Origin of the sequence: Pseudoalteromonas sp. McH1-7 (assembly GCF_013366255.1) — a bacterium.
In the GTDB taxonomy this organism is placed as follows: Bacteria; Pseudomonadota; Gammaproteobacteria; order Enterobacterales; family Alteromonadaceae; genus Pseudoalteromonas; species Pseudoalteromonas peptidolytica.
Genome location: NZ_JABWPQ010000026.1, coordinates 59,626 through 71,243 on the forward strand (window position 1 = coordinate 59,626; position 11,618 = coordinate 71,243).

Annotated in this window: 9 protein-coding genes; 4 read left to right on the top strand and 5 right to left on the bottom strand. The window is 44.1% G+C overall.

The features are described from left to right. Positions 1-37: 37 nt before the first annotated feature. Together waaA and HUZ36_RS17390 are read left to right on the top strand one after the other, a co-directional pair. A complete protein-coding gene (gene waaA / locus HUZ36_RS17385) occupies positions 38-1,306 on the top strand; it encodes a lipid IV(A) 3-deoxy-D-manno-octulosonic acid transferase (protein ID WP_176033540.1) in 1,269 nt (422 codons plus the stop codon). A gap of 3 nt (positions 1,307-1,309) precedes the next feature. Continuing rightward, complete coding sequence (locus HUZ36_RS17390; RefSeq protein ID WP_176033530.1) at positions 1,310-1,852, top strand: DUF1415 domain-containing protein; 543 nt, start codon at positions 1,310-1,312, stop codon at positions 1,850-1,852. 67 nt (positions 1,853-1,919) lie between these two features. Here the strand turns inward: HUZ36_RS17390 and HUZ36_RS17395 are convergent, their stop codons facing one another. The 4 genes from HUZ36_RS17395 to purL all read right to left on the bottom strand — a co-directional run bounded on the left by HUZ36_RS17395 (position 1,920) and on the right by purL (position 8,977). Then, the gene (locus HUZ36_RS17395) at positions 1,920-2,240 is read right to left on the bottom strand and encodes a YdbL family protein (RefSeq protein WP_125253278.1); all 321 of its coding nucleotides are present in this window, start codon (positions 2,238-2,240) and stop codon (positions 1,920-1,922) included. Between the two features lie 9 nt (positions 2,241-2,249). Next, positions 2,250-2,429, bottom strand: a complete 180-nt coding sequence (locus HUZ36_RS17400; RefSeq protein ID WP_010374602.1) for a YnbE family lipoprotein — start codon at positions 2,427-2,429, stop codon at positions 2,250-2,252. Between the two features lie 3 nt (positions 2,430-2,432). Further along, the gene (locus HUZ36_RS17405) at positions 2,433-4,985 is read right to left on the bottom strand and encodes an intermembrane phospholipid transport protein YdbH family protein (RefSeq protein ID WP_176033531.1); all 2,553 of its coding nucleotides are present in this window, start codon (positions 4,983-4,985) and stop codon (positions 2,433-2,435) included. Between the two features lie 107 nt (positions 4,986-5,092). After that, complete coding sequence (purL, locus tag HUZ36_RS17410; RefSeq protein ID WP_176033532.1) at positions 5,093-8,977, bottom strand: phosphoribosylformylglycinamidine synthase; 3,885 nt, start codon at positions 8,975-8,977, stop codon at positions 5,093-5,095. A 199-nt stretch (positions 8,978-9,176) separates the two neighbouring features. Here purL and mltF point away from each other — a divergent pair, with 199 nt between their 5' ends. Both mltF and HUZ36_RS17420 read left to right on the top strand, forming a co-directional pair. Continuing rightward, positions 9,177-10,604 (top strand): membrane-bound lytic murein transglycosylase MltF, encoded by a 1,428-nt coding sequence (mltF, locus tag HUZ36_RS17415; RefSeq protein WP_225740677.1) that lies wholly within the window; start codon positions 9,177-9,179, stop codon positions 10,602-10,604. Positions 10,605-10,733: 129 nt separating this feature from the next. After that, a complete protein-coding gene (locus tag HUZ36_RS17420; protein ID WP_125253281.1) occupies positions 10,734-10,916 on the top strand; it encodes a hypothetical protein in 183 nt (60 codons plus the stop codon). Here the strand turns inward: HUZ36_RS17420 and tadA are convergent. Continuing rightward, positions 10,913-11,413 carry a tRNA adenosine(34) deaminase TadA gene (tadA, locus tag HUZ36_RS17425; protein WP_128731857.1) on the bottom strand — a complete coding sequence of 167 codons (501 nt, stop codon included), beginning with the start codon at positions 11,411-11,413 and terminating at the stop codon, positions 10,913-10,915. The genes HUZ36_RS17420 and tadA overlap by 4 nt on opposite strands. Positions 11,414-11,618: the final 205 nt, after the last annotated feature.

The window sequence follows — 11,618 nt, forward strand, 5'->3', positions numbered from 1 at the left end:
AGGTAAAATCATGATTTTACAAACTGAAGCGATTTTCATGGCGCGCCAATTTTACTCCCTACTGTTGCTTGTATTAGCACCTATTCTATTAAGTTATTTATATTTCATTCGGGGTAAAAAAAACCTTGGCTATCGCGCCAACTTTACCGAGCGTCTTGGCTGTGGCCTTACGAGCTTACCACCACACAGTATTGTGATCCATTGTGCCTCAGTTGGTGAAGTGCTTGCTGCAACCCCTCTCATCAAGTCAATATTGAAAACACGTGAGAATACACCTGTTATTATTACGTGTAATACACCAACAGGCAGAGCAGAGATTGTAAAAGCACTCAACAATATTGCTCAAGTACATACCTGCTATCTTCCTATTGACTTTGCCTTTGCCACGAGACGGTTTTTTTCAATTCTAAAACCCCAACTCCTGATTGTGATGGAAACTGAGCTGTGGCCAAATCTTTTTCACTACGCCAAACAAAGTCAATGTAAAACCTTGGTCGTCAATGCCAGACTCTCAGAAAAATCATACCAAGGTTATAAAAAGCATGCTTGGTTAACTAAAGGCCTGATAAATAACATAGACGGACTCGCAGCCCATAATGAAGAAGACGGCGAGCGTTTCATCAAACTCGGGCTTGTTCAATCTAAACTTCACATTACCGGCTCAATCAAGTTTGATATCTCAATCACTGAAGAAGAAATTACAAAAGCAAGACAGTTTCAAGCAAATTACCCCGAGCGAGTAATTTGGCTTGCAGGATCTACACACCCTAAGGAACATGAGCAAATTATTGCTGCACATCAGCGAGTATTAAAGCAAGTAAGTAATGCCTTACTTATTATCGCGCCTCGTCATCCCGAGCAGTTTCAAGCAGTTGCTGACCACCTCAGTGAGCAAGAGATCACTTTTACCAGAAAGAGCAGCGACAACATAAACACAGAAGCCTCGGTCTTGTTAGCGGATACTTTAGGAGAATTAAAGTGGCTATTTGGAAGTGCCGATATCGCCTACATTGGTGGTAGCTTGATTGAGCGCGGCGGTCATAACCCACTAGAAGCCGCGGCTCACGGTGTGCCTATTTTAACCGGCCCACATACCTATAATTTTGCGCATATATATCCTCAACTTATCGCGCAACAAGGTGCCATCGTAGTCGATGATGAGGACAAGCTTGCCGCTGAAATTATTACGCTATTTAAAGATAAATCGCTTCGAACGCAAACCGGTGCTAACGCTAAATCAGTACTAGTTGAAAATACCGGGGCTATTGCTAAAACCATGAAACTAATAAATAAGAGCTTGGAATAATTCATGAATACAGTCATCTCTACAATGCAAAACTGGGTTAGCCAAGTCATTGTGAAATACAACTTTTGTCCATTCGCTCGAAAAGAGGTAGAAAGTAATAGCATTCATTATTTCGTGTCTCAAGCGATAAGTTATGACGATGCCGTAATGGATATGCTAGAGCAGTGCTCAGAGTTAAACCACCATCCAGAGCGAGAAACAACGCTAGTTATATTTGATAAAGGTTTTAGTAATTTTGACGACTTTTTGGATCTCGTCGACCTTGCCAACGCGTTATTAGTCGCGCAAGGGTTTGAGGGGACTTATCAAATTGCAAACTTTCACCCAAATTATGTATTTGCTGATAGTGATGAAGATGATGCGGCAAATTACACGAACCGCGCACCATACCCAACACTTCACTTGATCCGCGAAGAGAGCATGGCTCAAGCATTAGCTGAATATGACGACCCTGAGCAGATCCCAGAAAATAATATTCGTCTGGCAAGGCGAAAAGGGGAAGCGTTCTGGCAGCATTTGCTTCAGCAATGCCACAAGGGTAAATAATCTAAGCTCCGGATAAATAGCCAAAAGGCTGGCAAAGTCAGCCTTTCCTTATGAGACTTTGGGAGAGTTACTTTTTCACCCAGCGGCCACTCACCTGAATATAGTGGCCCGATTGCGTTTTGTTATACGCTTTTTTAGCCGCTAGAGCCTCTACTTGCTCTAGGGTAATACCGTTCTTTTTCGCTAACTGTTGATATTTCTGTTTGCGCTTTTCATTCACTTCATTGACTAACTGCTGTACACCTTGGCCATTTTTTACCACACCAAGATAGCCTGATGTAGTTTCACCAACCAGACCCTGTGATTTAGCATCGTCAATAGAAATTGCGAATGCGGCGAAGCTCATACTGAGTCCAATAATTAGGGTAGAGATTGCTTTAAGCTTCATAAATCCTCCTTAGAATAGCTCACTGTCTTCGCTGAATAAGTTGTCGAGTTCTTTATCCACTTTCACACGGATCTCGTGATCGACTTTTACATTTAAGTTGATCGTTATGGGCTCTTTGGTTTCTACTTGCACCTTATGAGTACAAGCACTTAACACCAATAAAGCTGATATCACTAGCATCCATTTCATTCACTAACGCTCCTCTTTATTTAACGCATTTTCCACTTCGCGCGTGATCTCGTCGCTCAAGCGTAAGGCTCGTAATAAGGTAAACACATTTTCTGAGTGTGTATAGTTAAAGTTTACTGGTTGTTGTTGGCGTTTGTTAATTCCTGTAATTTTAACATCTAAATCCAACCAACCATCTTCACTTAAATTTACACCACTGTTCAACTGTTCAATCGTTAATTCGTCAAGTACACCTATCACCGTTTGTAAGCTGGGCTGCTGTGCTTTTAACGCATTAATTGACGCATTATTTTCAACCTTTAATAGCCCCTCACTAACATTATGAATATGACCAGAATCAATGCGTACCCCAGATGAAGAAACTTGTACTGGTAGCTTGCCCGAGATCAGCCCTCTGAGCTCAACACCAGCATCATGTCCAGAGGCGGCAATAAGGTCTAAACTCAGTTTATCTAACGATACCTGAACCTCCTGCGGCGTTGGTATAAGCTTAACTTCTTCAATGTTGATGCTACCGGCAAAAACTTGTGCACCAATATCTTTGAGTTTTACTATGCCAGCTTCACTGAGAAGTTGAGCTTGTATTGCTTGGACAATAACCCCAGCTCTCAACTCTTCAACACTCAGTGTGGTTGGTTTGAGTTGAATATTAGCTGAACCTAATTGGGCGGAGACATCAACCGCTGCATTTTGAATAAGCCGCTCATTAAATAACGCAGAGCCGTTTTGAATGCCACTATCTAAGGTAAATATGCGCGTGGATAAATCCCCTTCGAGTACTGCATAGAAGTTTCCATTCGTCATCTTTAATTCGGGTAAAAGGGCATCAATGTATGGCTGAAGCTGAGTGAGTTGCTGCGTGGGCACATGTAATTGTGCTGGATGTTTTAAGTTTGAGTATTGATGCTCAAACAACGCCTTTACACCATCAATATTAATCACATGTGACGCCATTAATCCGCGACTTTGCTGCCCTTTACTTTCAATGCTCACATTTTTCAAATTAAGATCAGCTAAGTTAACCTCTGCTACCTTAGTATTGCCCGACAAGGTTGAAAAGATCTCACCTGTCGCGACCGAGCCTTGCCAACGGAGTGTCTGCACTAACTCATTCAGTTTGTAATTCTGCTGTTGTATCTGTGCACTCATTAAGTTGAGGTTGATATCAAAATCGTGTGTAGGCTCTAACACCACTCGCCCGCTCAACGTGCTCTGCTCTGCAGTTACATTTTCGACATTCAGGTTTTGCAGTGTTGAATCAAGCGTTATCGCAAAACTCATTCCCTCAGGTAAGACTCTGTGTAGACGATGTTCACTTTTGAGTTTTGGCACATCTAGCTGCGCATGTAAATCAAGCTTCAGAGATGGATTATCAATCATTAAACCTGATGTCGACAACTGGGTTGAGAATATAGTCGGCTGAGCTTCAACTTTAATTAGCTCGGTTGGATCACCCGATATTTTGAAGCGGCTATTGAGCTCAAGGTTCTCAGCAATAACACCTTGCAGTGTAAGCTTTTGAAGGTCACTTGTGATTTCCCCGCTCATATCAACAAAATTTGGCCGCGCACTAAACGCTCCAGCCAGTGTATGCGCGCCCCACTTTTCATCGGCAAATTCAAGGCGAATATCACCATTGACGAAAGGCTCAGTTAAGTCGAATGCCAACTCGTTAACTTCAAGCTGTAACGACTTATCTTCCCCTATTACTTCGAGCGAACCTGTCGAGGCTGCTTTCGCAGAAATAATAATTTCACTCGGTAAACGAAGCTGCCAAGTACTAGGTAGCAGTTTGCGATATTCAGAATCAAAGCAATCAAGCGTTGATTTCGCTGAGATAGGCTCGGCAAGTGCTATCTTCCCCTGCTGGCTGGTTAAATCATACCGCCCTGACACAGCGCCAATATACGCAGCACTACCTTTACACTCAGCCTGTTCAAGCGCTAGTAAAGTCTCAAGCTCCATCTTTGCATCCAGAGCCACGCCATTGAATACAAGTTGGCTAGCTCCTGAAAGGGCTTGGATCTGAGGAGGTAGCAAAGTTCTAAGATACTCGCCACTTAGCTCAACATTTGCGGCAATACGCTCTGGCTGTAACGTAACTTCTGCAACGATGTCACCTGATACTACAAATTGATTCAGCTCGGTCTCTGAAATCGACACGATTAATGGCTTTGGTAATGGCTCACCAAATATGGATAGTTTGGCAACACGTATTTTGGGTCTGGCGATATCGAGTGGCAAAGCAAGGCGCTGTGGTTGAGCTGCATCTAACTTTTTGGGCGGAAGCAGTTGTATGTCAGCTTTTTCAATATTGACTTGCTGCATGCTTAGTTGCGCATCAAAAAGCTGGGCATTAAACGTCTCTGTCTGCACACACGCTTTTGTAATATGGATACGATTGAAGCCCGATAAGCGCCAGTCAAGACAGCTGATCTGAACTTCATTATCAGGCATAAAGTGTTTTATAGCCCAGAGCGACAAAGGAACTCTGGCAAGGTAAACCCCCACTAAAACACTGAGTATCAACACTAAGCTCCAAAGCCACTTTTTCATTCGTATCCCTAAAATATAATTGCTATTTTCCTTTCAGTTTACCCGATAGAAAATTATCGAGCCATGAATAAAAAAGGCCACCGAAGTGACCTTTTCTAATTTCTGCGTTAGCCTACTAGCTTACGCGCATTGCGGAACATGCGCATCCAAGGACTATCTTCTTGCCACTCATCAGGGTGCCAAGAGTTTGCCACTGCTCTGAATACACGCTCAGGGTGCGGCATCATCACAGTTGCGCGGCCGTCTGTTGAGGTCATACCGGTAATACCAGCAGGAGAGCCATTCGGGTTAGCGGGGTACTGAGTAGTTGGATTGCCGTAGTTATCAACAAACTTCACAGCAACTGAACCTGAATCCAATGCCGTTTGTACCGCTGCTTCACTTGCAAACTCAGCATGGCCTTCACCATGTGATACCGCGATTGGCATACGAGAACCAGCCATACCATCAAAGAAGATTGATGAACTTTGCTGCACTTCAACTAAGCTGAAACGCGCTTCAAAACGCTCTGATTTATTAGTGACAAAACGTGGCCAGTTTTCCGTGCCAGGGATCAGCTCTTTCAATGTAGAAAGCATCTGACAGCCATTACACACACCTAAACTGAAGGTATCTTGGCGTTGGAAGAAACCTTGGAATTGCTCACGTGCAGAGTCATGGAATAGGATTGATTTAGCCCAGCCTTCACCAGCACCTAAAACGTCACCGTATGAGAAGCCACCACATGCCACTAGGCCTTTGAAATGCTCTAGTGTTAAGCGACCTTCAAGGATATCACTCATGTGTACGTCGATTGCCGCAAAGCCAGCACGGTTAAATGCTGCAGCCATTTCAAGATGCGAGTTCACCCCCTGCTCACGTAAGATAGCAACTTGCGGCTTCACCCCTTTTGCAATGTAAGGCGCTGCGATGTCTTCATTTAGATCAAAGCTCAATTTAACGTTAAGGCCCGGATCTTTGTTATCGAACTTAGCGTCAAACTCTTGCTTCGCGCAATCTGGGTTATCACGTAGCGCTTGCATCTGGTAAGTGGTTTCAGCCCAAATAGTACGAAGCTCAGTGCGAGTATTTTCAAGTACCGTTTGACCATCACGAGTAAAGATAATTTTATCTTCACTATTTAGCGTACCGATGCGATGTGCAATATCAGCAATACCGTGCTCGGCAAATACTGCTTCAACCGCTGCAATGTCATCATTGCGAACTTGTAATACCGCACCTAGCTCTTCATTGAATAGTACTTCTATATCAGTACCTTGCAGCGTATCTAATTCAATGCTCACACCTGTGTGGCCAGCAAATGCCATTTCCGCGGCAGTGGTGAATAGACCACCGTCAGAGCGGTCGTGGTAAGCGATAAGCTTGCCAGATTCAACCAACGCTTGTACTGCATTGTAGAAGCCTTTTAATAGCTCTGGGCTGTCAACATCAGGGGTCTTGTCGCCAAGTTGCTTGTACACTTGCGCTAAGCTTGACGCACCAAGGCGGTTTTGACCAGCACCTAAGTCAAGTAGGAATAGACTGGTTTCACCCTTATCAGTACGAAGCTCAGGCGTGACTGTTTTGCGAATATCTTCAACACGACCAAATGCAGTGATGATAAGTGACAACGGCGCAGTCACTGACTTTTCTTCGCCATCTTCATCCCACTTTGTCTTCATCGACATTGAGTCTTTACCAACTGGGATTGTAAGACCTAGCGCAGGACATAGCTCTTCACCAACCGCTTTAACTGCTTCGTAAAGACCAGCATCTTCGCCTGGGTGACCCGCAGCCGCCATCCAGTTTGCAGAAAGTTTAATGTTGTTGAGGCTACCGATATTAGCACCAGCGATATTGGTTAGCGCTTCTGCTACTGCTAGACGAGCCGATGCTCCATAGTTAAGTAGTGCCGCGGGGGTGCGCTCACCCATGGACATCGCTTCACCGTGGTAAGTATCGTAAGTTGCCGCCGTTACCGCACAGTTAGCCACTGGTACCTGCCAAGGGCCAACCATTTGGTCACGTGCAACCAAACCCGTTACGGTTCTGTCACCAATCGTGATAAGGAAGGTTTTCTCAGCAATCGTTGGTAGGCGAAGTAAACGCTTAGCTGCATCGTCAAGTTCAATACCTGCGGTATCTAATGCTTTACCTTCTACATGCTTTGACTCAACATCACGGTGCATTTTAGGCGGCTTACCAAGCAATACGTCTAGTGGTAAATCAACCGGATTATTATCAAAGTGGCTATCGGCGACGGTTAGGTGACGCTCTTCTGTCGCTTCACCAATCACCGCATATTGTGCGCGCTCACGCTTACAAATTGCTTCAAAGCGAGCAAAGTCTTCCGCTGCAACTGCCAATACATAACGCTCTTGTGACTCGTTACACCAGATTTCGTGTGGTGCCATGCCTGGCTCATCATTCGGGATATTACGCAGCTGGAATTTACCACCACGGCCGCCGTCGTCGACAAGTTCAGGGAATGCGTTTGATAAACCACCCGCGCCCACATCGTGAATAAACGCAATTGGGTTATCATCACCAAGTTGCCAACATTTGTCGATCACTTCCTGACAACGACGTTCCATCTCAGGGTTTTCACGCTGAACAGAAGCAAAGTCTAAATCTTCGTTTGATTGGCCAGATGCCATTGATGAAGCAGCCCCGCCGCCAAGGCCGATGTTCATTGCAGGACCACCAAGTGCGATTAGCTTAGCACCTACAGGGATTGAGCCTTTTTGCACGTGATCTTCACGGATGTTACCTAAACCACCTGCGATCATGATTGGCTTGTGGTAACCACGTACTTCAGCGCCGTTATGGCTTTCTACTTTTTCTTCGTAGGTACGGAAGTAACCCAAGAGGTTTGGACGACCAAATTCGTTGTTAAATGCTGCACCGCCAAGAGGGCCATCAAGCATGATGTCTAAAGCATTAACAATGCGTCCTGGTTTACCAAAGTTAGTTTCCCAAGGTTGCTCAAAACCTGGAATACGAAGGTTAGAAACGGTGAAACCAACTAAACCTGCTTTTGGCTTAGAACCTCGACCGGTTGCACCTTCATCGCGGATCTCACCACCGGAACCTGTTGATGCGCCAGAAAATGGCGCAATCGCCGTTGGGTGGTTGTGCGTTTCCACTTTCATCAGAATGTGGATATCTTCCTCGTGGTAAGCGTACTCCCCGTCAGTATTTGGGAAGAAACGGCCAGCTTTAGAGCCGGTCATAACCGCAGCGTTATCTTTATACGCCGACAATACATTGTCGCTATTGGTTTCGTAGGTGTTTTTAATCATTTTAAACAGCGACTTAGGCTGCTCTACACCATCGATAGTCCAATCGGCGTTGAAAATTTTGTGACGACAGTGCTCAGAGTTCGCTTGAGCGAACATGAAAAGCTCAATGTCGTTAGGGTTACGACCAAGCTTTTCAAAGCTTTCGACTAAGTAATCAATTTCGTCATCAGCAAGTGCAAAGCCCTGCTCAACATTCGCAACCGCTAATGCTTCACGGCCGCCGCCAAGAATATCCACTGAAGACATTGGGCGAGGCGTTTCGGTGCGGAATAATTTAGCTGCATCATCAAGTTCTGTATGAACCGATTCTGTCATGCGGTCATGAAGTAACTGCGCAACTTCTTCAAACTGAGTTTGTGTTAGTTCACCCTCAACATAATAAGCAATACCACGTTCAACACGGTGTACTTGTGTAAGACCACAGTTGTTTGCAATATCTGTCGCTTTAGAAGCCCAAGGAGAGATAGTGCCGACTCTTGGTGTGACCAAGATCAGTTTGCCCTCAGGCTTATGCTCAGTAATAGTCGGTCCGTACTTTAACAGGCTGTTTAGCTTGGTTAATTCAGTCTCTGAAAGCTCAGCCGTTAAATCAGCAAAGTGCATGAACTCGGCATAAACATTGGTAACTGGTAATTGAGCTGCAGCGCAGGTTTTAAGGATCTTTTGGACTTTGAAATCTGAAAGTGCAGGTGCACCACGTAGGATTAACATAGGTATTTTCATCCGGGGTTAAGGATTGAACGATATCTTGGGCGCTCATTATAGTGGAAATAGCGCTTGGAATTAACACTAATTTGTCAAAACTAGAAAATATCATGCAAATCTATCATTACCTTAAGTTAATTCGGCTTTTGCAATTATGATTTTGCTGCGGTAAGTTGATAATTCGAGCGCACAAGAGATCTGGGCCATGTTAAAATACATCTTTATGTGCTTTGTTGTCCTCTTTTTAGTTGGGTGCGACAAAGCCCCACTTAATCAATTACAGCAGATAAAACAAAATAAAGTATTGCGTGTTGGTACGCTTGCGGGCCCGGGAAACTACTATCAAGGTACCGCTGGAGAGCAAGGCTTTGAGTATGAACTGACGAGTGAGTTTGCTAATGAGCTTGGCGTTGCATTACACATTGTCCCCTATTTTAGTTTAGATGAACTATTCGCAAGATTAGACGCTGGAGATCTCGATATCGTCGCTTCAGCGATTAGCTTTCACCCATCAAGAACAGCGCAATATCGCTTTGGCCCAACCTACAGAACGATCAGTCAGAAGCTTGTCTACAAACAAGGCAGAGACTGGCCAAGAGACTTTGATGATATTAACGCACCTATCACAGTACTGGCACATAGCAACCATGTCATTGCATTAGAGGAAGCCAAAATTCAATATCCTCATTTAACATGGGATGTTGTGTCTGATAAGGGAGAAGAAGAGTTACTACAAGCCATCATTGATGGAGAGATTGACTATACCATTACAGATTCTCACTCATTAGCTTTATTTCGTCGTTATCACCCAACAGTGAGTATTGCTTTTTCTGTTACCCAAGATGAGCACGTAGCATGGATGATGCGCAGTGAAAAAGATGACTCTCTTTATGCCTTACTGCCCGCTTTTTTTGCTCGTGCAAAAAAAAATAACTTATTAGCAACTTTAGAAGAAAAGTACTTTGGTCACGTTGAAGAATTTAATTATGTTAACACTCTAGCATTTGTAGAGGCTGTTCACAGCACCCTCCCCACATATCTAAAGTGGTTCAAAGAATATTCTACACAACACAATATAGATTGGCGCCTGCTTGCGGCAGTAAGTTATCAGGAGTCGATGTGGGATCCAAAAGCAAAATCGCCCACAGGAGTCAGAGGGATCATGATGTTAACTCAACCTACAGCTAAACAAGTTGGAGTAACGAATCGCCTCAACGCCAAGCAAAATATAGAAGGTGGAGCAAAATATTTGCGTATTCTATTTAATCGTATGCCCGACGAAATACAGCAACCAGATAGCACTTGGCTCGCATTAGCCTCATACAATGTTGGCTGGGGACATGTCCGTGATGCGCGCGCTATCACAAAAGAGCAAGGGGGGGATCCAAATAACTGGGCTGACGTTAAAAAACGACTACCACTGCTTACTAAAAAGCGCTACTATCGAAATACAAAATATGGATATGCTCGTGGTGATGTTGCGGTTACGTATGTAGATAATATTCGCCGCTATTATGACGCGTTAGTATGGCTAGAGGAGAATGGCGCGCTCCTTCCTGATGACAACATAACTTCTTCGCAAGCAATCCCTGAAACAAACCAAAAACAACCTCATGATGTCGCTAAAAAATAGTGACTAATAATTACTGTTGTGGCTTGATAAATGCACTAAGCGGTCATAAATCTGTCACAGGCATCACGTATTAATACTAAGTTACTGTTGGGGAATAGCCCCATTTAATCTCTCACATTCGGAGGTTCTATGTTGAGAAGACGTCGGAATCATCAGTTTAAACGCAATACCAAGTACACGTCACCAAATCGCCGTCGTGTAATGATGAAAAATGCACACAGAAAAATGCTGCTTCGCCATCGTATTTTTGCTCTTATTCAAATGGAAGAGCAAAGAGAAACAAGTACAGCATCGACGGTAGTACAACCCTAAGTACTACCTTGTTTCAACTTCTTTGCAGCCTTAATCTCTTTTCGTCTGCGCTTAAAAAAAGCAGACAGCTTGTTTCCACACACCTCTGCTAGCACGCCAGATGTCACCTCTATTTGGTGATTCAGTTTCTCATGCTGTAATAAGTTCATAATTGAACCCGCAGCGCCGGTTTTCGCGTCTGGGGCACCAAACACAACTCGCTTTAAACGGCTATGAACAAGCAAACCTGCACACATAGGACAAGGTTCAAGTGTCACGTATAACGTACAATCAATAAGTCGGTAGTTTTCGATGACTTTACCTGCTTCTCGAATAGCCACCATTTCAGCATGTGCAGAAGCATCATGGCAGGTGATGGAACGATTCCAGCCAGCAGCTATCATTTCCCCCTCTTTCACCACTACCGCCCCCACAGGGATTTCATTTTCCGCTTCAGCTTTGTCTGCATATTTAAGCGCTAACTGCATCCAATATTCATCGTCTTTTACTTCTGACATGATTTGCCTAACCGTCTATTCACTTAAAATCAGAGTATACCACCTTCAGCGTTGGCACGGTTAAGCTGCTATTCTTAAATAAACTTAGTCATAGATAAAGCTGCTTTTATAAGCAAACTCAAGATGTTACCAACATTTTTTTAATATTTTACGGAGTTTATTAGTAATTTTCGCAATTTTGCCGTGGCTCATAGGGTAGGATTTA

Bases quoted from the DNA above. Each gene is read 5' to 3' on its own strand.
- waaA (WP_176033540.1), top strand. From the start codon at position 38: ATGGCGCGCCAATTTTACTCCCTACTGTTGCTTGTATTAGCACCTATT.
- HUZ36_RS17390 (WP_176033530.1), top strand. From the start codon at position 1,310: ATGAATACAGTCATCTCTACAATGCAAAACTGGGTTAGCCAAGTCATT.
- tadA (WP_128731857.1), bottom strand. From the start codon at position 11,413: ATGTCAGAAGTAAAAGACGATGAATATTGGATGCAGTTAGCGCTTAAA.
- purL (WP_176033532.1), bottom strand. From the start codon at position 8,977: ATGTTAATCCTACGTGGTGCACCTGCACTTTCAGATTTCAAAGTCCAA.
- HUZ36_RS17405 (WP_176033531.1), bottom strand. From the start codon at position 4,985: ATGAAAAAGTGGCTTTGGAGCTTAGTGTTGATACTCAGTGTTTTAGTG.
- HUZ36_RS17420 (WP_125253281.1), top strand. From the start codon at position 10,734: ATGTTGAGAAGACGTCGGAATCATCAGTTTAAACGCAATACCAAGTAC.
- mltF (WP_225740677.1), top strand. From the start codon at position 9,177: ATGTTAAAATACATCTTTATGTGCTTTGTTGTCCTCTTTTTAGTTGGG.
- HUZ36_RS17395 (WP_125253278.1), bottom strand. From the start codon at position 2,240: ATGAAGCTTAAAGCAATCTCTACCCTAATTATTGGACTCAGTATGAGC.
- HUZ36_RS17400 (WP_010374602.1), bottom strand. From the start codon at position 2,429: ATGAAATGGATGCTAGTGATATCAGCTTTATTGGTGTTAAGTGCTTGT.